Origin of the sequence: Paenibacillus wynnii, assembly GCF_030812855.1 — a bacterium.
GTDB classification, from domain to species: domain Bacteria; phylum Bacillota; class Bacilli; order Paenibacillales; family Paenibacillaceae; genus Paenibacillus_AQ; species Paenibacillus_AQ wynnii_A.
On record NZ_JAUSTK010000017.1, the window covers coordinates 53189 to 78735 of the forward strand.

Genomic DNA, 25547 nt, shown 5'->3' on the forward strand with positions numbered 1-25547 from the left:
GGAGCCTTCTTGAGGGGTAAATTAAAACAATCACGTTTTGAAAAACATCATATTGAAGATTTTATCGGGCGTTCTTATATGTCCTTGTGTGTGCTGCTCTTGGTAGTCATTATTATATCAATGGTTTATTTTGTAGCGTCCAAGGGTGTTTCTACTTTTATAAGCGGCGATGTTACCGTTTCCGACTTTTTATTCGGTACGAAATGGTCTCCTGAAGCTGAACCTGCATCTTATGGGGCATTTCCCTTCATAGCGGGCTCCTTTCTGGTTACACTTCTAGCTGCACTTATTGCCAGTCCGCTGAGTATATGCGCTGCACTTTTTATGACGGAAATTGTTCCGGGATGGGGTAAAAAACTGCTGCAGCCGGTCATCGAACTGCTGTCAGGTATTCCTTCTGTCGTGTACGGTTTCATCGGTCTTAGTGTAATTGTACCGTTTCTACGTAATACATTTCCCGGTCAGGGTATCGGGGTTGCTGCAGGCGCGCTTGTTTTATCTGTTATGATTCTACCTACCATTACAAGCGTGGCTGCAGACGCGCTGTCTTCTTTGCCGCAAAACTTAAAGGAGTCCTCCTTTGCACTAGGTGCCACCCGATGGCAGACGATATCCCGTGTGATTATTCCCACAACATTGCCTGCTATCATGACGGGAATTGTCTTGGGGATGGCACGCGCATTCGGTGAAGCTCTTGCTGTACAAATGGTTATCGGTAATGCACCGTTTGTTCCGCGGTCATTATTCGAATCGGCTTCTACCTTAACAAGTGTTATTACACTCGGTATGGGAAATACAACAATGGGTTCAGCACATAATAATTCTCTATGGAGTATGGCGCTTGTGCTTATGTTGATGACCTTTGTATTTATCTTCCTCGTCCGCCTTCTTGAAAGGAGGAATAAGATTTGAAGCCCAGAACGGTTGATAAAATTGCCACAGGCGTTATCGTATTCTTCGCTTTACTCATTGTAGGTATTCTGTTGGGCTTATTGGGATACATTCTAATGCGGGGCTTAAGTCATGTGAGTCTGGACTTTTTATTCTCACCACCGCAGAAGATCCGTGCAGGCGGAGGCGTGGGTCCACAGCTCTTCAACTCGATCTATCTACTTGTACTAACCTTACTTATCACAGTGCCACTCGGCTTAGGTGCCGGAATTTATATGGCTGAATATGCACGACCTGGAAGAATAACTGGGTTTATCCGCTTAATTGTGGAAGTATTATCCTCTTTCCCGTCCATTGTAGTCGGATTGTTTGGCCTGTTACTCATCGTGAACTATTTTAATCTCGGCTTCTCCTTGGTTTCAGGTGCTTTGGCGTTAACGGTATTCAATTTACCTCTGATGGTACGAATTACGGAGCAGGCTTTCCGCACCGTACCGAAGCAGCAGAAGGAAGCCGGCTTTGCGCTAGGGCTGTCCAAGTGGAAAATTGTAACATCGGTATTATTCCCAGTTGCACTGCCGACCATCATCACTGGTACCATCTTGTCAGCCGGCCGTGTATTCGGTGAAGCAGCGGCATTGATGTTTACTGCAGGAATGAGCAGTCCGCGGTTGAATTTTAATAACTGGAATCCACTTAGTCCTACTTCGCCGCTGAATCCTTTCCGTCCGGCAGAAACACTGGCCGTACATATTTGGAAGATCAACAGTGAAGGACTAGCACCGGATGCTGCCCAAATTGCTGCCGGAGCCTCAGCTGTTCTCGTAATTACGATATTGATATTCAATCTGGCCGCCCGATTCTTCGGCAGATATATCTACCGTAAGCTTACGGCCTCAAAAAGAATGAACTAAAGATAGATCAAGTATTGCGGAACTAGAAGACATTTGTAGGAGGCGTATGAAATGGGAGCGACCGCAACGGCAGTTGGGAAGTCTTTTCAAACGGAGCATTTAAGTATTTATTACGGCACATATGAAGCGGTAAAAGGGATCAGCTTACCCTTTGCTGAGAATACAGTGACTGCACTAATTGGCCCGTCCGGCTGCGGGAAATCAACATTTCTCCGTTCACTGAACCGGATGAATGATGAAATTTCCGGATCCACAACGAAAGGGAGCATTTGGATCGACGGCATTGATATTAATGCACCGGGTACTGATGTTATCAAGCTTCGTCAAAAGATCGGCATGGTCTGGCAGAAGCCAAATCCATTTTATAAATCTATTTATGATAATATTGCTTTTGGACCCAAATATCATGGCATAAAAGGTAAAAAGGCTTTAGATGAAATAGTTGAGAGTAGCCTAAGACGTGCTGCGCTGTGGGATGAGGTCAAAGATCGTCTGAAGGATTCAGCGCTGGCACTATCCGGCGGTCAGCAACAGCGTCTGTGTATTGCAAGAGCGTTGTCTGTGAATCCGCAAATCCTACTGTTAGACGAACCTGCTTCTGCGCTTGATCCGGTTTCTACAGGTAAAATTGAGGAACTTATCAAGGAACTCAAGGAAGAACTGCGGATCGTGATCGTAACCCATAACATGCAGCAGGCTGCACGGATTTCAGATTATACAGCCTATTTCTACCTTGGCTCACTTGTGGAGTATGATAAGACAGGCAAGGTCTTTACGAATCCGGAGAATCAAATGACCCAGGAATATATCATGGGCCGATTCGGTTGATGTTTGAAGTTAGGTAGAAGATTGAAGACGGAGCACTTTCCCTTTGGAAAGTGTTTTTTTAAGTAAAGAATGCAATATATATTGTACATTTTGGTAGTTATAGATTACAATGAGTTCAGATGGATAATTTATACATAAAGGGAGTCCTTACATGGGAGAACATAAGAATATGAAATTGAAGCTGGCACGCATCCAGAAGGATCTCTCCCAAGAGCAGCTGGCAGAAGAAGTGGGTGTTACTAGGCAAACGATCGGTCTAATTGAAGCAGGAACCTACAATCCTTCCATCAAGTTATGTATTGCAATTTGCAGGACACTTAACACCAAATTAAATGATCTATTTTGGGAGGAAGAAGAATGAGGGAAAAAGGGATTAAGGATGAGCGGATTACAGCGAGTATAAAGCGTTATGAAGCACAAGGATTTCAGCTGCTTAGCGCACTATTGATGGCCAGCTTAGTTGTGAAGGTATTTATTTTAAAATGGGATGTAGAAGACTATGTAGACACGATGCTTATGCTTGTGATTTCAGGGTTATACGTAGAATTTCGTAAAATAAAAGATGGTCTGTATCTACTCCCCAATAAACAAGAAAATATCAAGAAAATGAAGAAGAGTAATTATATTGGAGGGGCTGTTGCAACTTTAATATGGGCTAGTATCATGTTTTTTTCTGATCTTACCGAGGGTGGAAATATGAACACTACACAAATCATAATGAAAACACTTGTTGGAGCTATTATATTTTATGTTGGATTTACCTGGTTACAGTGGTTTATGATCAAAAAGTCTAATAAAAATGCAAATAAAAACCTCGAATAACGGTTTAAATCCAAAACTAGTGGTTGATGAAATACCCTACTCCTTTATGCGGACTGTATAGCCGCTATTTAATTCTTAAAGGGTCATGCGAATCCTATGCGGACTCAGGAGACACTATTTAATTAAAAACAGCCTCTTTTGGTAAGAAAACTACTCAATAGCGTCCCTGGAGTCCGTATAAATTATTAATCGTCCAATTTTGCTCAAATAGGGTCTTCTCTGTCCGTTTAAGCCCAGGTTCTCTCTTTTAAGTTAGACATGTCTCTTGGTCAACTCCTAATTTTGAGTTTGAGCTCGAATAACATGTTCAAATAAAAAGAATGAGTCTTAGCTTTACTTAACTGCCTCTTGAAAAACTAATGTCATTAGTTTATATTGTAACTAATACCATTAGTTACGGGAGGGATTATAATGCGCATTACTCGTGAAGGATATTTGCTACAGCTAACTTGGATGCCAAGATTTTTTCCAGTGAATTGTTATCTTATTGAGGAAGAGGATGGGTTGACTCTTATTGATGCGGCACTGCCCTTCAGTGTAAAGGGAATTCTTCGCACGGTGAAGGGTTTGGATAAGGAAATTACGAGAATCATATTAACGCATGCACATGAAGACCATGTAGGTGCGTTGGACGGAGTGAAACAACAATTTCCGGAAGCGAAAGTGTACATTTCAGAACGGGATTCAGCATTGTTAAAAGGAGATATATCACTTCGACCCGGTGAGCCTTCGACTCCTATCCGGGGGGGAGTTCCAAAAAAGGTCACCACAAAACCTGATATTCTTTTACACGATGGCGATAAAGTAGGTTCTTTACTATCAATAAGTACTCCCGGACATACTCCAGGATCTATGTCATTTCTAGACAGTCGAAGCGGGGCAATTATTACTGGTGATGCTTTTCAGACCTTTCGGGGAACGGCTGTATCCGGTACGATTGTCCCTTGGTTTCCCTTCCCGGCAATGGCAACGTGGAATAAGGAAGCTGCTTTAGCCAGTGCATTCAAGATTCTTGACGCATCGCCCTCATTACTTGCAGTGGGACACGGGAATTTACTCAAGCAGCCGCGTGAGAAGTTACAGGCAGCCATTGATGTAGCTATGAAAAAAGGAGTGAAATAAAGCTTATGTCACCCCGCGTAGGTCTGGATACAAAGACTATAGTTAGTGCCGCAGCGCAAATTGCTGATGAATTTGGAATAGAGGAAGTTACCTTAGCAGCTCTTGCAGCCAAGTTAGGAGTTCGTTCACCATCTTTGTATAATCATATCAGTGGGTTACAGAGCTTGCGTACGCAGCTTGCCATTTATGGATTAGAGCAGCTCTATGAAATGATGTCTGAAGCAGCCAAGGGGGCGAACGGTTCAACGGCTGTTCATGCCATGGGACTAGCTTATGTGAATTTTTCCCGGAGTCATCCAGGTCTATATGAGACCACCTTAAGAGCGCCTGAGGGACAGAATGCAGAGCTGGCAGCCATAAGTGATAAGATTTTATCGTTAATAATCCTTGTCCTTCAGGTTTATCATTTGGGAGAAGAGGGTACGATTCATGCAGTAAGAGGTTTAAGGAGCATATTGCACGGATTCGCTTCTCTTGAGCATAAGGGAGGCTTCGGCATGCCGCTGGATTCTAATGTAAGCCTGTCCCGCCTAATTGACACATTTATCGCTGGAATTGGCAGGATGAACTCTGAAGGTGAATGATCTAAGTCAGAGTGACACAATATTCGTTAATAAGGAGATGACAATCTATTGATAAACAGTGAAGCTCAACAGGGCGGAATTACGACCTATGATGAGGCAGCAAATATTATATCGGAGATCGGCATTTTACCGCTGGCTACACTTCTCCCGGACCACCCATCGCTGAATAGTCTAACAAAAGCAGAGAACTGGCACACTGGCTCTGAGTTGGACCCGTGGGCTTGGCGCGCTCGTTTTCCTGGGGAAGGAATTGCGGCTTATGGCAAATTTATTAAGAAGAAAGCGATCCTGATCTCGAAGGAGTGGTTTCCTGCCTATGTCGCAGCTTTAGGAAGTGGATCTACCCTTGAAGAACGTTATAAGAATGGACTTTGCAGCAGAGAAGCCTTGACTTTATTCCGTATCATTCGTGAGGATGAAGGTATTGAGACTCGGAGACTTCGTACAGAAGCCGACATGAAAGCCACGGAAAAGAAAACGGCGTTCGACAACGCGGTTACGGAGCTCCAGGGCACGTTGGACATTGTAATATCAGGTGTAGATGAACGAAAGAATGCAGAGGGTGAGAAGAGCGGATGGAACAGTACATCCTTTGAGACAGTTTCGCATTGGATGGAAGATAGCGGAATTTCGCCCTTCAAAGGGACTCGAACGGAAGCCAAAGAGTGGCTGAAATCGGAGATGGATAAAGTATGGTCTCCTGCGGCTAAGACATGGATGTATAAAGCATGGAAATGGTAAGTAAATAGGCTGCTCAATGCAAACAAAAAAGGCTACTCACTGCTCTGTACGAATAGAGCTAGGATTAGCCGTAAGCGCTTTCGAATTTGAACCGTTGATTGTTCATGAACTTATAGCATGGGCAGGATATACTGAACCAGAAAGTACAGAAATCCAAAAAACAGGATGACATAGGCGGTGTATTTAATCGCATTGGAAGCTACAATGCTGGAATCAGTGGTATGGTATTCTTCCTTACGTTCCATTTCTACTCTTTCGACTTCATTTTTGTACGGGTCTTTCATCATGTCAACCGCCTCCTTAGAAGTGTTATTCCTTGACTCTATTGTGACACTTTTGTGAATAAATTTCAACAGATTTGTGAATAAAGTTTGAACAAAAGTTCAAATTTGGACTAATATGCGTGTGAAATACGTATTTAGGCCAAAAACAACCCGTTCAACCCCTAGAAAAGAGGGACGTGAACGGGTTGTTTTGTGTTAACTTTCATTTGTCAAATGAATGGATTAGGCCCAATTCCCATTACGGAAGATCGGTTCAGCAGTACCATCATCTGTAATTCCATCGATATTCATGTCTGATGTACCCATCATAAAGTCTACATGAATGAGACTTTGATTCATCCCTTTATTCAGCAACTGCTCTTTGCTCATTGCAGTGCCTTCTTGAAGGGTAAAGGCATAAGCAGCTCCAAGAGCCAGGTGACAAGATGCATTTTCATCATACAACGTCGTGTAGTAGAGAATTCCGCTCTCCGAAATAGGGGAATGAAAGGGGACAAGGGCAACCTCACCGAAATAAGAGGCTCCATCGTCCATGGATAAAAGGGTAGTTAACGTATCTAGACCTACCTCTGCGGTATAGGCTGTAACCTTGCCGCTCTCGAGTGTCAAAGTAAAGCGGTCAATAATATTACCGCCATAGCTGAGCGGCTTGGTGCTTGAAACCGTACCGTTGGCTCCAGTCTTAAGCGGCGCAGTGAAAACCTCTTCGGTAGGGATGTTAGCGAGAAAAGGAATACCGCGATCGTTCACAGTCCCGGCCTGACACCAGATATGACCCTCAGGAAGTTCTATAGTGAGATCTGTACCGGGTGCAATATAATGAAGACTGCGGTATTTCTTATCATTTAGAAGATCACATCTATGCTTCAGACCTTCCAAATGGAGGCGCCAAGCTTCTATCGGATCTGCTTGATCGGCGCGTACAACTTTGAAAATAGCATCCCACAGAAGGTCGACTTGCTGTTCCTTAGGTGCATTAGGGAACACTTTGGCTGCCCAGGATGGGGAAGGGAAAGCCAGACCGCTCCAGCTGGCATGATTGCCCATGAGCAGCTCCCGATAACCGGACAGAGCTTGGCCGGTAGTCTTCTGGTGGTCAGCGATCCGGCTGGATTCAACACCGCTTAGCAGGTCCGGATCAGCAGAGATGATGGTAAGAAAGGCGGCTCCATTCCGCGCCATATCCTCCAATTCATCAGCCTGCCACTTTGGAGGCTCAAGAAAGGACTCCGAAGGGGCCAAATCATATCGCGTACGAGTAACGATTTCATCGCTATAATTAACCTTCACAAGCTGTGCCCCGGCTTCATAAGCTTTTCTTACAACTAAACGAACCAGCTCCGCAGAGGCTATATCGGCATTTACAACAAGCTTTTGTCCAGGTTGGATATTCACACCTATTTTTACCGCCAGTAATGCGTAATTCTCCAGCTTTTGTTTGAAATCCAACATAAGGAACCCTCCTATTTTAAAATGCCCAGTTTCCGTTAAGGAACACCGGTTCTTCAACACCGTCGGCTGTAATGCCGTAGATGTTCATTTCTGCTGAACCGATCATAAAATCTACATGGGTAACACTAGTGTTAAGACCGTGCTCAATCAACTGTTCTTGGGTCATTTCCTTGCCGCCTTCCAAACAAAAGGCATAAGCGGTACCAATAGCCAGATGATTAGAAGCATTTTCATCAAAGAGGGTATTATAGTACAAAATATTAGATTCCGAGATCGGTGAACGATGAGGAACCAGCGCTACTTCACCAAGATATTTAGCACCTTCATCGAGACTGATCAGATGCTCAAGGGTTTCTTGACCTTTCTCTGCCGTTACATGAGTAATCCGGCCGTTCTCGAAAGTAATCGAAAACCCGTCAATGATGTTTCCGCCATAGCTAAGCGGTTTTGTACTTCGTACTACGCCGTTCACACCGGTCTTGAGTGGAGCCGTAAATACTTCTTCTGTAGGCATGTTGGCCACAAAGGAATGCCCCTTAGCGTTAATACTATCTCCTTGGGCCCACAGATGTCCTTCCGGAAGTTCAATGCTTAGATCGGTACCTGGAGCTATGTAGTGCAATTTTTTATACTTTTTGGCGTTGAGTACATTTGATTTTTGCTCCAGATTGATTAAATGCTCGTGCCAAGCAGCCACTGGATCTTCACGGTCAATTCTTACGGTGTGGAAAATGGCCTCCCATAGTTTTTCTACACGTTCCTCTGCAGGGATATCAGGGAATACTTTATCCGCCCAGTTTTGCGATGGAATGGCAACAAGACACCAGCTCACTTTATCAGACATTTGCATCTCACGGTATTTGGTTAGAGCGGCTCCGCGTGTTTTTTGAAAATTAGCAATCCGTTCTGGTTCGATCCCTTTCAACGCATCGGGATTCTCTGCAAGCACAGTTAGGAATGCCGCACCGTTCTCAGCCAATTCTGTCATTTCACCTGCGAACCAGGTCGGCGCTTTAGTAAACGTTTCCGGGGCTGCATGCTCGAACTGCTGGCGAGTTATACTTTCATCGTTCCAATTTACTTTCACAAGACTGGCTCCCACAGCATACGCTTTGGCAGTAATTAGACGTACGAAATCCGCAGCCACAATCGGTGCACTCACTACCAGTGTTTGACCCGGTTGAACATTAATACCGATTTGTATGGCTAGATCGGCATATTTTTGCAGCTGAATTTGAAAATTACTCATGAAAGTTTCCTCCAATTTCTAAATAGTAAGCATTGTACTAAATTATTAACCGCCGGAAGAAAAAAGTCAATTGAGGACAAGGGGAGGGATTTACGATCATTTCAATGATATACTGTGAGTGGTAAGTGATCATATTTGAAGGGAAGATATTAGGTATGACAATTAAGATATTAGGTTCGGAAATGCGTCGTCACGAGGATAGAAGCTTTGTTGGGAAGACCATATTCAGTATGGACAATCATAAAGCGAACTATGAAATCACCTTTTTCAGTACTAGAGGCACGGAGTGGGATTACAGTCTTAGCTTCGCTGGTGAACCTGGAAGTGAGGAAGAGATGCTGCAGACGGATGCTTTGCTCGAAACTAATGATGATATCTACAATGAGTTACTAGACGCAGCCTTGGATGCACAGGAAGTTGAAGGGGAATAACACATGCCGGCGGCAACCAGTCGCCGGGTATTATCTCGTTCTATTTTTATAGAAGGAAAATGACTTTTTTTATCGAATTGGTTAAGCTAATGCCAGCCTGATCTTCCAATAGGAGGTTATACAGTGACAAGTCCAATTCTCAATCAGATCGGTGCAGTTTTTATACCTGTAAGTGATATAGAAAGATCCAAGCAATGGTATTGCAATCTATTGGGGCTGCCGATTGAAGAAGAAGTCCTATTCGGACATTTGTACGTGGTTCCTATGGAAGGGCCGGGAATTGTGCTTGATAGTAGAATCTTTACAAGAGAGTGTGTGTTGAATGCTCCAGCCTTTCATTTGAACACCAGAGATATTGATGCAGCCTATGATTTTGTGAAGGCATGCGGAGCAGAGATTCTGACGGATATCGAACATGACCATTGGTTCAACTTCAAGGATCCTGATGGGAATGTACTGATGATTTGCCGCTGCTGATATGATTTATCCTAGGAGATGACTCTAAATGATGATTACCATTAGAAAACTGGTGCCAGAGGACTCGGTGCAGTTACTACATTTACAGCATCAGTTGGATGAGGAATCTTCCTTCATGCTGCTTGAGCCTGATGAAAGACAGAGCGGTCTGCAGCAGGTTAGGGAAATGATAGAAAATTTTATGATGGCAGAGACCTCAGTCCTTGTTGGTGCAGAGGTAGACGGGGGGCTTGTTGGATTCATATCCCTAAGAGGGGGCACCGTACGCCGAAATCGACATAGTGCTTACGTTGTAATCGGAATTCTGAAGCAATATCAGGGTGTAGGTATTGGAACAGCATTGTTTCATGAAATGGACGAATGGGCCTTAGAACATCAAGTTATTCGTCTTGAGCTTACAGTCATGACCCATAATGATCGAGCCTTGGCCTTATATGTTAAAAGCGGTTTTGCGATCGAAGGAACAAGAGTGAAGTCGCTTAAAGTGAATGGACAATGGGTGGATGAGTATTACATGGGTAAAATTATAGAATAGTCTTCAAACTGAATACATAATCTGGGGTCCTGTGAGGGGACCACACAAACAAGAAAGACTCATCAGTAAATTGAGACGAAATCGTAAAGGAGGTGGCATAATTGCCGCCTTTTTTTTGTGGGAATGAGTTCAAACATATAATTAAAGCCAAATTAAAACTTTGTACGTCTAATAGATGTAAGCCATACAATGGGGGTGGTTAAAATTCTGCGGCTAATAGACAAAGCTAGAAAAGGCAATGATAAAGCATTTATAAAATTGTTTCAACAATATGAAGCCGATATTTTTAGAACCGCATTTATGTATGTTAAAAATCAAAATGATGCACTAGATGTGGTTCAAGAAACGGCATACCGATCATTCAAATCCATTGGAAATTTAAACGAACCTAAATACTTTAAAACTTGGCTCATTAAAATTGCGATAAGTTGTGCGCTTGATATGCTTCGAAAACAAAAAAAAGTTGTTCAAATGAAACCAAGTGTTATGGAGCTTATTTCCGAAGATGTTAAAGAAGATATTGACTTGGAAGTAACGCTTCAAGAATTAATTGAGTTGTTGGATGATGATGAAAAAAGTGTCATCGTATTAAGATTTTATCACGATATGACCATCAAGGAAGTTGCGGGATGCTTAGATATTCCACTGGGAACAGCCAAAACAATCTTATACCGAACTTTAAAAAGACTCCGCAAAGAATTGAAGGGAGATGATGTGTATGGGCAATAAAATAAAACAAGAAATAGATAGAATTGAAATTCCAAGAGAGCTTCATGAAAGAAGTAAAATGGGTGTTCAGAAAGCAAAAATAGAGATTTCAACGAGACGGAAATGGTCGAATGTACTAGCAGTTGCAGCCAGTTTACTTATCTTATTGGTCAGTTTCAACTATATTCGAGAATACATGGAGCCATCGCCAAATAATGAATCAATCCATGCAATTGAAAATGGGGCTGTACAAGTGCCAACCCTTAAGCTTCCTGAAAATACAGTAAATGAGATTGCGGATATGATCGGACTTATTGTGTATAACGGAAAGATATATACACAAACAGCAACAGAAATCGATAGTGAAGATGTAAAAGATCTTGTAGGAGAAAAGCTTGGAACGACTATTGGAAATATTGACGAGTGGAGTCAGCAGGCTGCATTTGATATTGAGCTAGCCTCGACCATTGGAAAATCAGATGTTTATGCGGTTATTGGGTACGACAAGGATTTCAGGATTATGACGTATAGTGAACACGATGGGATTATTTATTCTGAATTTTTTGAATGCTTAAATGGAATTACTGTACGTGACGGCGGAGATGTCTTTGGTAAACTGAACATGATTGGAAATGTCGTACGTGCACAATACCAAATTTATAGTGATTGGTATAATAGCGTAGATCAATTTTATCCAATTGAAAATGTAGATTTGTTAAATACTTTCGTAGAAGAACTAAATGCTGCGATTCCCCATTTAAGTCAAAGCGTTGAAAAAGAATTAGGCGATTTTAGAAATAATGACGAGTACAGACAAATGACCATTCAATTAAAGGACGGTTCTAAAGTAAGTTTGGTAATCATAAAAGATGGTTATGTTTATTACGGATTTTCCAGTTTGTATTTCAAAATGGATCCCGAGTTGTTTGATCAATTTTGGGAAGAATTAACGCAACAGTGAATACTTTTGCTGTAAAACCTTGATTAAACAACAAAAATGACGTGTCAAATTGATTGTCAATTTGCACGTCATTTTTTAATCTATATAAATTGAGGCTCAACACTAAAATCAGTTCTTGACAGGTGACGAGAAAGACAGAAATCCGTTACGCCCAATAGAGGAATTTTCTCCCTCTATTTCTGCTCCCGTTACCCCGTTTGGGCAATTAGAGGGAATTTTGCCCGCTAATTTTGAGGATATACCTCTTTGGGACGGTATGGGTAAGATTATAGGGGTATTTTTCCCTTTAATCTCATATTCATGGCGTTTCGGTCGGTATTAGCAGGCATTTTCCCCTCTAATTCACCGAAGGACTGGTCCGCAACCCGGATTCGCTACTTGTAAGACGTAGTTGCCCCAAACCCGGTGAAACATCAGGCGAAGTTAAATCGAAATCGTTCCCGGCACAGTGACGTAAACGGAAAATCAAGCACTGATTTCGAGAAAGAGCCTAAATTGAACTTTAAAATTAGAGAAAAAGGAACGGAGTGACGAAGGGGAATTTTGGAACTGGAGGAGCGGTAGCGACCGCCCGAAAGCTTTCCGTAGGAAAGCTCGCTTCGAAAGCATAAGCTGTATCCGGATTTCAACCGCTAAAAGCGGGTTAAATCAAAGAAAGTCTTACTACAACAGCGGCCGGAAGTCCAAACATTCACCGCAGTGCGACTAATCCTTTATTATAAAAATCTTAAGTTCAATCTTTATAATGAAATTTTTTCTCGGATTATTCGGGGTTATTAGGTGAATCTATAATGATTTCGACCTTCCGAATTCGATGTCTGTTCATTTCGCGAACAATAACCTTCACATGCTCACGCAATACACTTTTACCAACCGCAGGGTCGGTAAGGTGACTATATAACCATCCACCGATTGTTGTTACCTCATCATCCTCGAAATCGAGACCCGTTAACTGCTTGATCTCAAGCAAAGATACCTTGCCATCGAATAAATAATTGAAATCACTCAGTTTTTCTACATTTCTACGCTCATCACCGTCAAATTCGTCACGGATCTCTCCCACAATTTCTTCCAATATATCTTCAATCGTTATAAGGCCGGACGTTCCGCCATATTCATCAAGCAAAAGGGCAATATGAACACGTTCCAACTGCATACGGGTCAAGACAGTCTTAACAGGTGTAACTTCGGAGACCGTTAATACCGGTTGAATCAAACCTTTGAAATTAAAATCAGGATTGTTGTCATACTCCAAGTAAAGCTGCTTTGTATTAATCATCCCTATAATGTTATCCTTATTGCCTTCAGCAACGGGAAAGCGAGTGTACTGTTCCTTGCGGATTATAGCAAAGTTTTCTTGCAAAGAATGATCCGTAAAGAGACATACCATATCCGTTCGAGGAACCATTATTTCACGGGCTAACATTTCGTCAAAAGTAAAGATTCGGTTTACGTATCCGTACTCAGCCTTATTAATCTTACCGCTCTCATAGCTTTCAGAAAGGATGAGTCGAATTTCTTCTTCGGAATGCGCGTCCCCATGCTCGCTTGCAGGTTTCATACCAAATAGGCGGACTAGTAGATTCGCAGAACCGTTCAGAAGCCAAATCAGAGGATACAGGATTTTATAGAACCAAATGATCGGTAAGGCTGTCATCAGGCTGATTTCTTCCGGCTTGTTAATAGCAGCGGTTTTCGGAGCAAGTTCCCCGACAACAACATGTAAGAAAGTCGCAATGAAGAAAGCAAGTGCGAAAGCTAGAAAATGACTTAAATCAACATTTATGCCTAACCAATCAAATAACGGAAGTAGCATTTGTTCAAACGCCGGCTCAGCAAGCGCACCGATTCCGAGCGCTGTAATCGTAATCCCCAGCTGGCAAGCGGATAAATAACCATCAAGATTAGCTGCAACCCTTTGAACTGCTACGGCGTTCTTACGCCCTTCCAAAACCATTTGACTAATTCGGCTGCTCCTTAGCTTTACCATCGCAAATTCCGTAGCTACAAAAAACGCAGTTAAAACAATCAAAACAGCTACCAACGTTAAACTGAGTCCTATACCCATTAAATCTTTACCATCCCTTTCATTCTATAAGTAGGTTATACTCAAATTATGAGTTCTTATGAACCTATTCTACGAAATATTCGTTAAAATATCAAATGGGGAGGCATCCCAAGCATGGAATCATTTATTTTGACCCGAAAAGAAATGTCCTATCTACTGCTCTCATTAACCGGAAATTTGGAACAAAAACCATCGAAACTTTTACAGGAAGCATGGACGAAATTTCATCAAAGTGAGAATCAGAATGAACTTCCAGTGATTGTGCAAAAAATAATGAAAGGTCGAATCCCAAAAGGTTTGTCTCTTGGAGACATTGCGGCATTGGGCAGCCATATAGAGTATTCCACACTTTCCGTAACCGCCATGCAGAATTGGGTAAAACGAGACTTCAAGGAATATTTGGGCTCGCCGCGTCAGGGGAAGAAGTACTCCATGAATCAGGCGGCGTTATTGTTCATGATAGATGATTTAAAATCAGCCCTTGATTTCGAAAGCATTCGCCAGCTGTTTCACCAGTTATTCCTGAAGCCTGAACGTGATGATGATGATCTGATAGAGCCTGCCCAGCTATATAAGGCATATGCGGGTCTTTTTGAAACCATCAAATGTAATCCATCTTTCCAGAATCATCAAATGAATGCTCGGAATATTACGGGAGAAAAGTCATGGAAGGACTGTGTTATAGAGGATTCTACAGAGGGAATGATAAAAAGGTTGGCTCATCTTACACGAACACAAAGCGAGGCTGTCTGGAACACTATATTCATAGCCGCGATTTCCGTTCAAACCTGTTATTTTCAGTCTCTTGCCAGACAATCCTTTCACGCAGCGTTATTCCTTGATTTTTAAGCGTTTCAATTTTAATATATGTAGGTAAAACAAGCTATATCAACATGTTTCACAGTCGCTATGTAGGAAAGAGAGGTTTTTCAGGTGAATCAAATGACACTGCTGCGGAATCCGAAGCAAAGAAAGCTGTTGTTCAGTGCAGGCATAAGCTGGATGTTTGATGCAATGGATGTTGGCATGATTTCTTTTGTTGTGGCAGCATTAGCAAAAGAATGGAAGCTTGGGCCGGAGCAGATTGGAATATTAACCAGCATCAACTCCGTAGGAATGGCAGTTGGTGCGGCGGCGGCAGGGATCATGGCAGACCGCTTTGGACGTAAATCGGTACTGCTCTGGACGTTGTTGATTTTTTCTGCGGCGAGCGGATTATCCGCTTTTGCAACGGGATTTGCCGTATTATGTGTGTTGCGTTTCGTTACCGGATTCGGTCTGGGTGGAGAGCTGCCGGTTGCTTCTACTTTGGTTTCGGAGAGTATGCCCGCAGAGGAGAGAGGACGAGCCGTTGTTCTGCTGGAGAGTTTTTGGGCGCTTGGTTGGATCGCATCGGCTTTAATTGCTTACTTCGTAATTCCAGATTATGGATGGCGAGTGGCTTTTGCTATTGGTGCGCTTCCTGCCTTGTATGCCATTTACCTGCGGCGTGCGATTGATGATTCTCCACGGTTTGCGGAAATCCGAAAGGCTCCTTTGTCTTTAAAGAAACGCGTAGCAATCGTCTGGTCTCCGGAATATAGACGTTCTACGATTATGCTCTGGATTCTGTGGTTCACAGTTATATTCTCATATTATGGTATGTTCCTGTGGCTGCCAACCGTCATGGTACTTAAAGGCTTCAGCTTGGTTAGAAGTTTTGAGTATGTGTTAATTATGACGCTTGCCCAGCTCCCAGGTTACTTTACAGCTGCTTATTTTATTGAGAAATTTGGACGTAAGTTTGTATTAGTGGTTTATTTGTTATTAACAGCAGTGAGCGCCGCGTGGTTCGGAAACTCTACGACAGAGGGTATGCTTATGGCAGCAGGGATCTGCTTGTCCTTCTTTAACCTAGGGGCATGGGGTGGAATGTATGCTTATACACCGGAGTTGTACCCTACGGCAATACGTTCCACGGGTTCAGGCCTTGCGACTTCCTTCGGGAGAATTGGCGGTATTATTGCGCCGCTTTGGGTCGGGGTGCTTGTAGGGCGCTCTGTGGGCATCGGATCTATCTTTATGATTTTTTTCGTTACCATCATTATCGGTGCGCTTGCTGTGCTCTTTCTTGGAAAAGAAACCAAAGGAACGGAGCTTATCTAATCCCCAAATCTTTGTATACTTTAACTTGAAGTTGCTCTAGCAACAATGCTAATATGAACCTAACTTATATAATGAATAAACGGTTCCTTCACGTTTGTGAACAGGACCGTTTTTCGTATTAAACTGTAATCTTCGACAATGGATGGAGGGATGGAACATGGGGAATGACAAGAAACAACCTCATTTTACGGAGTTGGTCTGGGAAAGTACGGAACAGAATGTAGCCATCCCTCCGCGTAATTCATCTGAAGAAGTGAAGCCGAATAAGATTCGATCAATTAAAGCGGCCTCTGACACCTCGGTACAGCTGCAGCTCTGGGATATAGAGTCAGAAGTTAAAGAGCCGGTAACAACTACAGAAGGGGAGTTCGTGAAACGGGCCAGAGAGCTTGAGCATCGCAAGGAAGCACCCGCACTATTTGTACCCTTTAAAAGCTATTGGCCCACCTATGGTCATATGACTGGAGCGCAGAATAGATGGTATTTCTATTGGCGTGATGAAGTTAGGTCGGGTAGATATCATAAAACAGATCTTTCTTATATCTTTTTGCATGTGTACGAGCTTATTAATGGAGTGGGATGGGACACACCTTCTGAGGGATATAGACAACTGTGTCAATTGTGGGAAGCATATCGGGATACATATAAACGGCTGGATCAATATCTGGGAGGCTGGATTGCAGACTTTTCATTTGTGCATCACCTGGAAGTGCCGCTATCTACAATCGTCGCCCGTTCACGCGGTCTGGCGGGTGATCTGGCGGAGCTTGAGTTGATGCGCTGCCTGTCATCCTATCGTGAACTGCTGTCCTTCGCAGGATTAACGGTGATGTCCGATTATGATATTAGCAAGTCCAAGTTCTACCTAGGTGAAGGTAAAGAAGCTGCTGAACGTTACATCCCGCAGGTAGTAGCTCTAATCGATGCCTATGTCACCCGTAAACACGGCAAGAACCTGGTGCAGATGTTCCCGCCAAGTCCGCCGCTGAATCGGGAGCGATACTTATTCCGCAGTGCTGTATACGACATCTCTCTCTATGGATATTCCATACTTATTCCTGTCGTTCGAGTCAGCAAGTCTCTACCGCTTCGTAGTCTTATCACACGATTATTTCGCCTGACCGAGAATAAGCTTAGAGAGTTAATGGGATATCGGGGAAGGCTTAAGGGCGTTAAAGTAGATGCGGATATGGACGATCTTGTGACCCGCTTTCTGCATCGGGAGTTCCGTAAGTCAGAGCAGGAGCAGAAGGGTCCGGTTGTAGTAATTGATCAAGAGAAGCTGGAACGTTTGCAGACGGATTCCGAAATCGTTCGAACTTTGCTCATGGTGGAGGAAGTCGTCATTCCAGATGAAATGTCTGAGGATGATTACGAGATCGCAGCCACGACTGACGATGAGAAACCGAAGGAGATTGTTGTAAGTGTCAACCTAGATGCGGACTTTGAGATCGTGAGAGCCACAGGGTGGGAGAAATTTGCTGCAGTGCTTAGTCCGTTGCAACGAGAAGCAATACTCCTGCTTAATGAAGTAGAGGGTTGGCTTCCTTTTCAAAAACTGGCTGTATCCAGCGGGACTATGCCTGAATTGTTAATCGATGAGATTAATGAACTGGCCATGGACACTTTAGGTGACCTGCTTATAGACGGGGAAGAAATCTCTGAGGAATATGCTCCAATGCTGCAATACTTAATGAGGTGAATGAAAGATGAATGATATTAAAATACCCAAACGGATGACGACAGCACTCGTCAACTCACTGACAGCAGGTGTAGTGCCGCGTATAGGACTGGAGCATATCGCCGTCGGACGAAGACCAGAGGTTGAAGCCATATTACGAGATATGGACAATATTGCTGAAGGGGGTGCTGTTTTCAAGCTGATTACCGGAAAGTTCGGCAGCGGCAAAAGCTTCCTGCTCCAAATGATCCGCAATTACGCGATGGATCGGGACTTTGTGGTGGCAGATGCTGATTTGTCTCCTGAGAGACGTTTGGTGGGAACAAAGGGACAGGGACTTGGGACTTATCGGGAGTTGATGAGTCATTTATCGACACGGACACGCCCGGACGGCGGGGCACTGGAGATTATTTTGCAAAAGTGGATTTTTTCGCTACAACAGAATGTCATGCAGGAAAAGAGCATTGGCCCGGATCATCCCCAGCTTGGAGAAGAGGTGGAGCAGAGAATTTATGCGGTTACCTCCGAGATGCGTGGACTTGTTCATGGCTTTGATTTTGCAAAAGTATTAGCGTCTTATTGGAACGGACATAAGCTAGCCGACGATGATATGAAGCAGGATGCGCTTCGTTGGCTTCGCGGTGAATTTGCCACCCGAACAGAAGCACGGAAGGCCTTGGGTGTGGGTGTTATTATCGATGATGACAATTGGTATGATTATATGAAGCTGTGGGCGGAATTTACGGCTACCATTGGATATAAGGGGCTGCTGCTCTTTATAGACGAAGGTGTAAATCTATATAAAATAACGAACAGTATTTCCCGTCAAAGCAATTATGAGAAGCTGCTCACCATGTTCAACGATACGATGCAGGGGAAGGCTGAAAGTCTCGGAATCTTTATCGGCGGAACACCGCAGTTCGTAGAGGATGGGCGGCGTGGCTTATTCAGCTATGAGGCGCTCCGCTCCAGACTGGTGGCTGGGCGTTATGGCGGATCGGGTCTGAACAATTTCACCGGACCTATTATTGCGTTGGACATGCTCTCCCATGAAGAAATACTAGTGCTGCTGCAGAAACTTAAGAATATTCATGCCATGCATTACGGCTATGAGGCTAAACTTTCCCAGACACAGTTAGTACACTTTATGGAAGAGGCTGTCGGTAGATTGGGCGCAGAAGAGCTTCTGACTCCGCGCGAGGTCATCCGCGACTTCATGGATTTGCTACACACTCTGCACCAGCACCCTGAAGTTTCCTTCGAGAAGCTGGTGGGAGAACGTACTTCGAAGCCCGTAGATCCGGAGCAAAATGAGCTAGACGGTTTCCTGGCGGAGTTTGAATTATGAGCGATAATCCATTTTACCGGCTGGCTCCTTTTATTAAGGAATTCATTTACAAAAATCGTTGGGAAACCTTACGTGAGGCACAGGTGGACGCTTGCCGTGTGTTGTTCGATACGCCGCATCATTTGCTGATCGCCTCGGGTACGGCTTCCGGCAAAACAGAAGCGGCTTTTTTTCCGGCACTTACCGATCTGCATGAACGTCCATCAACTTCTGTAGGAATTCTATATATTGCTCCGCTTAAAGCGTTAATTAACGATCAGTTTACCCGTTTAAATGACTTGCTTCGGGAAGGCGGGATACCCGTTTGGCATTGGCATGGTGACGTACCTCAAGCCGATAAAACCAAGCTGATGCAGAATCCCTCGGGTGTCCTGCAGATTACACCGGAATCACTTGAAGGCCTGCTCATGAACCGCCCCAATGCAATTCCGGCGTTATTCCATGATTTACGCTTCATTATAGTCGATGAAGTCCATGCGTTCATGGGAGCCGACCGCGGCATTCAAGTCCTAAGTCAATTGGCGAGAATTTCCCGTATGTCCGGGTGCTCTCCACGCCGAATTGGCCTCTCTGCCACACTTAGCGACTACGCTTCTGTTACGGAGTGGCTTGCTGCGGGAACAAGAGAAAAGGTTGAGGTATCCGCACCACAAGGGGGACGTAAGCTTCGTCTCAGTGTAGAGCATTTCTCCTTTCCCGATGCACGGGATGAAGTGCAGGCAGAACATTTGGAGCGTGCACGACAAGCTTACTTTGATTATATCTACGACCATACCCATCTTAAAAAAGCTCTGATCTTCACGAATAGTCGCTCGGATGCCGAGACAGCTACACTGGAGCTGCGGCGAACGGCAGCGAAGCGGGGGGAACGGGATGTATTTCACGTACATCACGGCAGTATCTCCGCTATGCTGCGCGAAGAGACCGAAGCTGCGCTTCGCCAAGGACAAGGGCCTGCGGTTGCGGCAGCAACCTTAACCTTGGAACTTGGCATCGATCTCGGCGAGTTGGAGCGGGTGCTGCAGCTTGGCGCACCTTATAGCTGTGCCAGCTTTGTACAGCGTCTGGGGCGCTCCGGAAGGCGCGGAGATGCCGCGTCTGAGATGATCTTCGTCACTCCTGAAGAGGAGGACGAGGAGGCACAACTGCCTGCAAGAATGCCGTGGACCCTGCTTCGGGCGATTGCGGTGATCGAGCTGTACGTTCGAGAGAAATGGGTTGAACCTCTAGTTGTTCGAAAGCTGCCCGTGGGATTACTCTATCATCAGACCATGAGTATCCTGAAAAGCATGGGGGAAGCCGAACCTGACGACTTAAGAGAGGCTGTACTTAGCCTACCGTCTTTCAGGAGTATTGATCAGACAGACTATGAGACCTTCATGACTTACATGATCGGAATGGGTCAAATCGAGCGGATGGATGAAGGAAGCCTAATCATTGGCATGGCTGGAGAAAAAATCGTGAACAACTTCCGGTTTTACGCTGTGTTCAAGGATGACGAGGAGCATGTTGTCTACAATGGTACAGAAGAAATTGGCTCCATTACAACGGTTCCGCCACCAGGTTATTGCTTTACACTGGCAGGTAAGCTTTGGAAGGTAGAGGAAGTAGACACACGTCATAAGGCCGTATATGTCAAGACTTCACGCGGGAAAGTAGATACTCTATGGCTTGGAGCAGGTGGAGATGTGCATACCCGTATCATGCGGAAAATTCGCGAAATTTTGGCTGAAACCGCACTCTATCCCTATTTAGCTCCAAGTGCCGCGGCACGTTTGGAACGGGCTCGCCGATTGGCTAAGGAAAGCGGTCTACTGGAACGATCTGTTCTTCCCGCAGGCGGTGATTCTATGTTCATATTGCCATGGGCAGGCAGTCGACAATTCCGTACCCTGGAAAGATTGCTTAAGAACAATCTAAAAGGTCCGCTGAAATTGCGTTCAATTGTACCCATGGAGCCCTATTACATGGTTGTTGCCGGAAGTACAGATGCGGAAACACTGGAAGCAGAGATTATCGCGGAATGTACCGCTGCCACCGAACCCTTATCCTTGCTGTCACCGGATGAAGCGCCTTACCTTGGCAAGTATGATGAGTTCATTCCTCATGAGCTGCTGCGTAAGGCGTATTCGTTAGATGGGCTGGATGTACCTGGGTTGATTGAGGTGTTGAAGGGAGCGTTAAAATTATGAATTTTGAAATGGTTATGCAGGAGCTTGAGGCTCTCGGCAAGGAACGAACCAAGAAAATATACGAATCTAATGGTGCGCATGAACCGCTTTTTGGCGTGGCTACAGGTGCAATGAAGCCCATCTTCAAGAAAACTAAAATAAATCAGCCTTTGGCTGAGGAGCTTTACAGCTCAGGGAATTATGACGCCATGTACTTTGCCGGCATCATTGCAGATCCAAAAGCTATGACTGAAGCGGATTTTGAGCGTTGGATAGATGCGGCATATTTTTATATGTTGTCCGATTTTGTGGTTGCAGTAACCTTGGCAGAAACTGATATTGCTCAAGAAGTTGCCGATAAATGGATCGCAAGCGGTGAAGAGCTTAAAATGTCAGCAGGCTGGAGTTGTTACTGCTGGCTTTTGGGTAGTCGTCCAGACATAAAGTTTTCCGAAAGCAAATTAGCCAATTTGCTTGAACTTGTGGAAAATACGATACATGATTGTCCTGAACGAACTAAATTTTCTATGAATAGTTTTATTTACACAGTGGGTGTATCCTATTTGCCACTTCATGATAAGGCGGTTGAGACCGCCAAGGCTGTAGGCCCGGTAGAAGTCAATCGGGATAAGGCAAAAAGCAAGTTCCTGCTAGCTTCCGATAATATTCAAAAGGCAGTAGATAAAAATCAACTTGGTTTCAAACGCAAACATGTAAGGTGTTAAAATACATAAACAGCGCGTGCCGATATTCATTGGGTGCGCGCTGTTTATGTATTTCTTTAAAGGATATAAAGTCGTAAGAAATATCGGAATATTACAAATCAATAATTTAATCAATATGTTAACCTTGAAGCTGATAGATGGCATCTGGGTTTTTTAGGCAGGGATGAATTGTAATCGCTACCATTCTAATTTGTGTTGACTCTGCGCACTGTTGGTTTGAAAAAACTAGTATTTGAGATGTAGTGGCGGATATAGAGCAAAGAGGGGCGGCGAACCCCTCATTTTTGTTGGGTTTGTTTTCGCCTATGAGCAACGTTTTAACTAGTTCAGTATATTTACGTTTGCTTCATCAAGCGCAGGTATAAGAAATTTATGATCGATAGGCGATGACATCACGATTAGAATCGTGTAGGTCCCGTATTTATCACATAGATTTCCGAACTCCTCGAGGGATCGTGTTGAGTCCGATATTACTTTTAATAAGTAGTTGTGTTCTCCACTTATACGGTAACATTCGACGACATCAGGTGTTGAGCGGCAGAAATCAAGGAATGCGTGACAATCGCTTGAACGAAATAGGATGTAGGCAGCAGCATGTTTTCCGATATTTTCCGGGGAAACAATGGTGCGATACTCACGGATGATCCCCTTTTCCTCCATACGCCTAACTCTTTCCGTTACTGCGGGTTGTGATAAACCGACACATTTACCTAGTTCAGTCATAGAAATTCTCGCTTGGGATTGAAGGTGGAAAAGGATTTGCTTGTCAACATGGTCCATCGAAATCGACTCCTTTAAATATAAGGATTTTTCTACAAACTAGCTTGATTTTAATTGTTACAAGGCTAATATAACTTAATTGCCTTATGTAATGAAGGTAACTTATTTTATATAATAAACTCACAATAGTAAAGTGTTTGAGGCTTTAACTATTCCGAAAGGATGAAAAATGTTGAGTATGTCGTATTCAAACAAAGTTAATCCAGACTTTTTATCAGGTCGCATCGATGAAGTAATCAATCGAACGCTTGCCGACAAGAGGTTGGTCGGCGCTGTCATTAAAGTGGCAATAGACGGGGAAATGGTATATAGCCGTGCTGCCGGTCTTGCCGACCGCGAGATGAACCTGTCCATGCGAGAAAATGCTTTATTCCGGTTAGCCTCGGTTTCTAAACCTATCGTGACAACGGCTGCCCTAGTACTAGTTGCGCAAGGTCACTTGAAGCTTGACGACCGTGTAGATCGTTGGCTTCCAGAGTTTCGGCCACGCTTGCAAAACGGTGAATCTGCCGTATTGACAATTCGTCACTTGATGACGCACACCGCGGGTCTGACTTACCGCTTCTTTCAGGAAGAGAATGGTTCATATCAGCGCGCTGGGGTATCGGATGGCATGGATCACTCCGATATTACGTTGGAAGAGAACCTGCGTCGCATCGCCTCTGTTCCACTCCTTTATGCTCCAGGCACCGAGTGGAAATATTCCATCGCGACAGATGTGCTGGGGGCAGTGATTGCGAAGGCTACAGAAATGCCACTCAGCGAAGCCATACTTTCGCTGGTGACAAAGCCGCTAGGCATGAGCGACACCGGTTTTACTGCAGCCGACCCAGAGCGACTTGCTACTGCCTATGCCAATGAAGCTCCGGAGCCACGGCGATTACATGATCCCGACAGCGTTGACTTTTTGGAGGGCACAGCGGGCTTCCGGCTTGCCCCTGGTCGGGCATTTGATAAGACTGCCTACCCCTCTGGAGGAGCCGGTATGGTCGGCAGTGCCGGGGACTTTTTGCAACTGCTGGAAACATTACGCAAGGGCGGTTCGCCTCTGCTGCCGGAGTCTATGGTTCGAGAGATGACTACCAACCAGATCGGTGATCTGCCAATGGCCTTTTGGCCAGGAAGAGGCTTCGGCCTGGGTATTACACTTCTAAAGGATCCTGTCGCAGCAGTCACTCCGGAATCCCCGGGTACATGGCGCATGGGTGGCACCTATGGTCATTCTTGGTTCGTCGATCCCATGCAGCGGCTCAGTGTCGTGGCGTTCACCAATACTGCACTGGAAGGCATGTCGGGTCAGTTTACTATTGACCTCTGTAAAGCCGTTTATGATGGGATCCTATAATTAGGCGTTTAATCGATTTGCAGTGAATCATATAATCTACAATTTATATAAGAGAGGTGCTTCTGAGATGAGCCAAAACACAACTTTTGTCACACAGAGTGCCTCCAGCACTCCCTCTTTTGAACGTCTCCCATGGACTGGATTACTTGCCCTTGCTATGACGGGGTTTATCTGTATTCTTACCGAAACGATTCCGGCCGGCTTGTTGCTCCAGATAGGTGAGGGGCTTGGAGTCTCGGAGGCCCTTGCGGGTCAACTCGTCACCTTGTACGCCCTTGGTTCACTGTTGGCCGCGATTCCCTTAACCACTGCGACACGCGGATGGCGTCGGCGACCACTGCTGCTAATGTGCATCCTTGGTTTTCTCGTATTCAACACCGTCACTACTCTTTCTTCCAATTATACACTGACGCTGACAGCTCGGTTCTTCGCGGGCGTATCCGCTGGTGTCTTATGGGGTATGATAGCAGGTTATGCCCGGCGCATGGTGCCGGAGTCACTCAAGGGACGAGCTATGGCGGTGGCGATGGTCGGGACGCCTCTCGCTCTGGCGCTTGGTGTCCCTGCTGGAACACTTTTCGGTGCCCTTGTGGGCTGGCGTTCTGTCTTCGGGATCATGTCGCTGCTGGCTCTGATACTGGTTGCCTGGGTGCTATGGAAGCTGCCGGACTATCCAGGAGAGGCCGCCGATAAGCGGCTCCCTCTCTACAAGGTCTTTAATATACCTGGGGTGCGGCCGGTACTGTTTGTCGTTCTGGCATGGGTGCTAGCACATAACATCCTGTATACCTATATTGCACCGTATCTTGCTCAGGTTGGTCTTACTCAGCGCGTTGACTTGGTACTGCTTATTTTTGGTGTTACAGCGTTTGTTGGCATCTGGGTCATCGGTGTTTTGATCGACGAGAAGTTGCGGCCATTGGTTCTGATCAGCCTCACTGCTTTCACCTTGGCGTCCGTTGCACTAGTTATAAGTAGCAGTCAGCCCGTCGTGATATACCTAGTGGTTGCTGTGTGGGGGTTAACGTTCGGGGGCGCGGCGACATTGCTGCAGACAGCAGTTGCTGAAGCTGCTGGCGAGAGTGCAGACGTGGCCCAGTCGATGCTGGTGACGGCATGGAACCTAGCCATCGGGGGCGGCGGTGTGATGGGCGGTATTCTTATCGAAACACTTGGTGTCGGTTCCTTCCCATGGGCATTGTTTATTCTACTTATCCTTGCGTTACTAGTAGCGTGGCGCGCAAGAGAAAACGGATTTCCTTCAAAAAGGGACAGCCCTCAGTAG

Annotated in this window: 26 protein-coding genes; 21 read left to right on the top strand and 5 right to left on the bottom strand. The window is 44.8% G+C overall.

The genetic code is table 11. The annotated features are described in order from the left end of the window. Positions 1-9: 9 nt before the first annotated feature. From pstC to J2T20_RS16370, 8 genes are all read left to right on the top strand, one after another. Positions 10-912: a phosphate ABC transporter permease subunit PstC gene (pstC, locus tag J2T20_RS16335; RefSeq protein WP_307590101.1), complete on the top strand. Its 903-nt coding sequence runs from the start codon at positions 10-12 to the stop codon at positions 910-912. After that, positions 909-1805, top strand: a complete 897-nt coding sequence (gene pstA, locus J2T20_RS16340) for a phosphate ABC transporter permease PstA (protein ID WP_307590104.1) — start codon at positions 909-911, stop codon at positions 1803-1805. Before pstC ends, pstA begins: the two co-directional genes overlap by 4 nt. A gap of 51 nt (positions 1806-1856) precedes the next feature. Next, entirely contained in the window at positions 1857-2633 is a 777-nt protein-coding gene (gene pstB, locus J2T20_RS16345; RefSeq protein WP_307590106.1) for a phosphate ABC transporter ATP-binding protein PstB, read from the top strand. Between the two features lie 151 nt (positions 2634-2784). Then, positions 2785-2994: a helix-turn-helix transcriptional regulator gene (locus tag J2T20_RS16350; RefSeq protein ID WP_307590108.1), complete on the top strand. Its 210-nt coding sequence runs from the start codon at positions 2785-2787 to the stop codon at positions 2992-2994. Further along, positions 2991-3455, top strand: coding sequence for a DUF6773 family protein (locus J2T20_RS16355; RefSeq protein ID WP_307590110.1), 465 nt, complete (start codon positions 2991-2993; stop codon positions 3453-3455). The genes J2T20_RS16350 and J2T20_RS16355 overlap by 4 nt, the downstream gene beginning before the upstream one ends. Positions 3456-3866: 411 nt before the next feature. Continuing rightward, a complete protein-coding gene (locus tag J2T20_RS16360) occupies positions 3867-4577 on the top strand; it encodes an MBL fold metallo-hydrolase (protein WP_307590112.1) in 711 nt (236 codons plus the stop codon). A 5-nt stretch (positions 4578-4582) separates the two neighbouring features. Continuing rightward, complete coding sequence (locus tag J2T20_RS16365) at positions 4583-5161, top strand: TetR/AcrR family transcriptional regulator (protein WP_307590114.1); 579 nt, start codon at positions 4583-4585, stop codon at positions 5159-5161. Positions 5162-5209: 48 nt separating this feature from the next. After that, the gene (locus tag J2T20_RS16370; RefSeq protein ID WP_307590116.1) at positions 5210-5902 is read left to right on the top strand and encodes an AlkZ-related protein; all 693 of its coding nucleotides are present in this window, start codon (positions 5210-5212) and stop codon (positions 5900-5902) included. Positions 5903-6012: 110 nt separating this feature from the next. Here the strand turns inward: J2T20_RS16370 and J2T20_RS16375 are convergent, their stop codons facing one another. From J2T20_RS16375 to J2T20_RS16385, 3 genes are all read right to left on the bottom strand, one after another. Next, positions 6013-6189 (bottom strand): hypothetical protein, encoded by a 177-nt coding sequence (locus tag J2T20_RS16375; protein ID WP_307590199.1) that lies wholly within the window; start codon positions 6187-6189, stop codon positions 6013-6015. A 219-nt stretch (positions 6190-6408) separates the two neighbouring features. Continuing rightward, positions 6409-7638, bottom strand: coding sequence for an aminopeptidase (locus tag J2T20_RS16380; RefSeq protein WP_307590119.1), 1230 nt, complete (start codon positions 7636-7638; stop codon positions 6409-6411). 16 nt (positions 7639-7654) lie between these two features. Continuing rightward, on the bottom strand, positions 7655-8887 hold the full coding sequence (locus J2T20_RS16385; RefSeq protein WP_307590121.1) for an aminopeptidase: 1233 nt from the start codon (positions 8885-8887) through the stop codon (positions 7655-7657). A gap of 155 nt (positions 8888-9042) precedes the next feature. On the opposite strand from J2T20_RS16385, the gene J2T20_RS16390 reads away from it, so the two are divergent. The 5 genes from J2T20_RS16390 (at position 9043) to J2T20_RS16410 (ending at position 11999) form a co-directional block, all read left to right on the top strand. Further along, positions 9043-9318 (top strand): hypothetical protein, encoded by a 276-nt coding sequence (locus J2T20_RS16390; RefSeq protein WP_307590123.1) that lies wholly within the window; start codon positions 9043-9045, stop codon positions 9316-9318. Positions 9319-9441: 123 nt separating this feature from the next. Further along, on the top strand, positions 9442-9795 hold the full coding sequence (locus J2T20_RS16395; protein ID WP_307590125.1) for a VOC family protein: 354 nt from the start codon (positions 9442-9444) through the stop codon (positions 9793-9795). A gap of 28 nt (positions 9796-9823) precedes the next feature. Then, positions 9824-10330: a GNAT family N-acetyltransferase gene (locus tag J2T20_RS16400; RefSeq protein ID WP_307590128.1), complete on the top strand. Its 507-nt coding sequence runs from the start codon at positions 9824-9826 to the stop codon at positions 10328-10330. 189 nt (positions 10331-10519) lie between these two features. Then, complete coding sequence (locus tag J2T20_RS16405) at positions 10520-11059, top strand: sigma-70 family RNA polymerase sigma factor (RefSeq protein WP_307590130.1); 540 nt, start codon at positions 10520-10522, stop codon at positions 11057-11059. After that, positions 11049-11999, top strand: coding sequence for a hypothetical protein (locus tag J2T20_RS16410; protein ID WP_307590132.1), 951 nt, complete (start codon positions 11049-11051; stop codon positions 11997-11999). Before J2T20_RS16405 ends, J2T20_RS16410 begins: the two co-directional genes overlap by 11 nt. Before the next feature lie 763 nt (positions 12000-12762). Here J2T20_RS16410 and J2T20_RS16415 read toward each other — a convergent pair. Beyond that, the gene (locus J2T20_RS16415; protein WP_307590134.1) at positions 12763-14067 is read right to left on the bottom strand and encodes a hemolysin family protein; all 1305 of its coding nucleotides are present in this window, start codon (positions 14065-14067) and stop codon (positions 12763-12765) included. A 114-nt stretch (positions 14068-14181) separates the two neighbouring features. Here J2T20_RS16415 and J2T20_RS16420 point away from each other — a divergent pair, with 114 nt between their 5' ends. The 6 genes from J2T20_RS16420 to J2T20_RS16445 all read left to right on the top strand — a co-directional run bounded on the left by J2T20_RS16420 (position 14182) and on the right by J2T20_RS16445 (position 22137). Continuing rightward, complete coding sequence (locus J2T20_RS16420; RefSeq protein WP_307590136.1) at positions 14182-14916, top strand: DUF1836 domain-containing protein; 735 nt, start codon at positions 14182-14184, stop codon at positions 14914-14916. Positions 14917-15009: 93 nt separating this feature from the next. Next, positions 15010-16212, top strand: a complete 1203-nt coding sequence (locus tag J2T20_RS16425; protein WP_373457817.1) for an MFS transporter — start codon at positions 15010-15012, stop codon at positions 16210-16212. Between the two features lie 157 nt (positions 16213-16369). Next, positions 16370-17914 (top strand): TerB N-terminal domain-containing protein, encoded by a 1545-nt coding sequence (locus J2T20_RS16430; RefSeq protein ID WP_307590140.1) that lies wholly within the window; start codon positions 16370-16372, stop codon positions 17912-17914. Between the two features lie 7 nt (positions 17915-17921). Then, positions 17922-19241: an ATP-binding protein gene (locus J2T20_RS16435; protein ID WP_307590142.1), complete on the top strand. Its 1320-nt coding sequence runs from the start codon at positions 17922-17924 to the stop codon at positions 19239-19241. Then, on the top strand, positions 19238-21433 hold the full coding sequence (locus J2T20_RS16440) for a DEAD/DEAH box helicase (protein WP_307590145.1): 2196 nt from the start codon (positions 19238-19240) through the stop codon (positions 21431-21433). The genes J2T20_RS16435 and J2T20_RS16440 overlap by 4 nt, the downstream gene beginning before the upstream one ends. Then, the gene (locus tag J2T20_RS16445) at positions 21430-22137 is read left to right on the top strand and encodes a DNA alkylation repair protein (protein WP_307590147.1); all 708 of its coding nucleotides are present in this window, start codon (positions 21430-21432) and stop codon (positions 22135-22137) included. Before J2T20_RS16440 ends, J2T20_RS16445 begins: the two co-directional genes overlap by 4 nt. Before the next feature lie 321 nt (positions 22138-22458). Here the strand turns inward: J2T20_RS16445 and J2T20_RS16450 are convergent, their stop codons facing one another. After that, positions 22459-22917 carry an Lrp/AsnC family transcriptional regulator gene (locus tag J2T20_RS16450; RefSeq protein WP_307590149.1) on the bottom strand — a complete coding sequence of 153 codons (459 nt, stop codon included), beginning with the start codon at positions 22915-22917 and terminating at the stop codon, positions 22459-22461. Positions 22918-23095: 178 nt separating this feature from the next. Here J2T20_RS16450 and J2T20_RS16455 point away from each other — a divergent pair, with 178 nt between their 5' ends. Continuing rightward, entirely contained in the window at positions 23096-24262 is a 1167-nt protein-coding gene (locus J2T20_RS16455) for a serine hydrolase domain-containing protein (protein ID WP_307590151.1), read from the top strand. Positions 24263-24329: 67 nt separating this feature from the next. Further along, positions 24330-25547, top strand: coding sequence for an MFS transporter (locus tag J2T20_RS16460; RefSeq protein WP_307590153.1), 1218 nt, complete (start codon positions 24330-24332; stop codon positions 25545-25547).

Excerpts from the sequence above, each read along its gene's own strand:
- pstB (WP_307590106.1), top strand. The coding sequence starts at position 1,857 with ATGGGAGCGACCGCAACGGCAGTTGGGAAGTCTTTTCAAACGGAGCAT.
- J2T20_RS16350 (WP_307590108.1), top strand. The coding sequence starts at position 2,785 with ATGGGAGAACATAAGAATATGAAATTGAAGCTGGCACGCATCCAGAAG.
- J2T20_RS16355 (WP_307590110.1), top strand. The coding sequence starts at position 2,991 with ATGAGGGAAAAAGGGATTAAGGATGAGCGGATTACAGCGAGTATAAAG.
- J2T20_RS16360 (WP_307590112.1), top strand. The coding sequence starts at position 3,867 with ATGCGCATTACTCGTGAAGGATATTTGCTACAGCTAACTTGGATGCCA.
- J2T20_RS16365 (WP_307590114.1), top strand. The coding sequence starts at position 4,583 with ATGTCACCCCGCGTAGGTCTGGATACAAAGACTATAGTTAGTGCCGCA.
- J2T20_RS16375 (WP_307590199.1), bottom strand. The coding sequence starts at position 6,189 with ATGATGAAAGACCCGTACAAAAATGAAGTCGAAAGAGTAGAAATGGAA.
- J2T20_RS16380 (WP_307590119.1), bottom strand. The coding sequence starts at position 7,638 with ATGTTGGATTTCAAACAAAAGCTGGAGAATTACGCATTACTGGCGGTA.
- J2T20_RS16385 (WP_307590121.1), bottom strand. The coding sequence starts at position 8,887 with ATGAGTAATTTTCAAATTCAGCTGCAAAAATATGCCGATCTAGCCATA.
- J2T20_RS16390 (WP_307590123.1), top strand. The coding sequence starts at position 9,043 with ATGACAATTAAGATATTAGGTTCGGAAATGCGTCGTCACGAGGATAGA.
- J2T20_RS16400 (WP_307590128.1), top strand. The coding sequence starts at position 9,824 with ATGATGATTACCATTAGAAAACTGGTGCCAGAGGACTCGGTGCAGTTA.
- J2T20_RS16405 (WP_307590130.1), top strand. The coding sequence starts at position 10,520 with ATGGGGGTGGTTAAAATTCTGCGGCTAATAGACAAAGCTAGAAAAGGC.
- J2T20_RS16410 (WP_307590132.1), top strand. The coding sequence starts at position 11,049 with ATGGGCAATAAAATAAAACAAGAAATAGATAGAATTGAAATTCCAAGA.
- J2T20_RS16415 (WP_307590134.1), bottom strand. The coding sequence starts at position 14,067 with ATGGGTATAGGACTCAGTTTAACGTTGGTAGCTGTTTTGATTGTTTTA.
- J2T20_RS16420 (WP_307590136.1), top strand. The coding sequence starts at position 14,182 with ATGGAATCATTTATTTTGACCCGAAAAGAAATGTCCTATCTACTGCTC.
- J2T20_RS16425 (WP_373457817.1), top strand. The coding sequence starts at position 15,010 with ATGACACTGCTGCGGAATCCGAAGCAAAGAAAGCTGTTGTTCAGTGCA.
- J2T20_RS16430 (WP_307590140.1), top strand. The coding sequence starts at position 16,370 with ATGGGGAATGACAAGAAACAACCTCATTTTACGGAGTTGGTCTGGGAA.
- J2T20_RS16435 (WP_307590142.1), top strand. The coding sequence starts at position 17,922 with ATGAATGATATTAAAATACCCAAACGGATGACGACAGCACTCGTCAAC.
- J2T20_RS16440 (WP_307590145.1), top strand. The coding sequence starts at position 19,238 with ATGAGCGATAATCCATTTTACCGGCTGGCTCCTTTTATTAAGGAATTC.
- J2T20_RS16445 (WP_307590147.1), top strand. The coding sequence starts at position 21,430 with ATGAATTTTGAAATGGTTATGCAGGAGCTTGAGGCTCTCGGCAAGGAA.
- J2T20_RS16450 (WP_307590149.1), bottom strand. The coding sequence starts at position 22,917 with ATGGACCATGTTGACAAGCAAATCCTTTTCCACCTTCAATCCCAAGCG.
- J2T20_RS16455 (WP_307590151.1), top strand. The coding sequence starts at position 23,096 with ATGTCGTATTCAAACAAAGTTAATCCAGACTTTTTATCAGGTCGCATC.
- J2T20_RS16460 (WP_307590153.1), top strand. The coding sequence starts at position 24,330 with ATGAGCCAAAACACAACTTTTGTCACACAGAGTGCCTCCAGCACTCCC.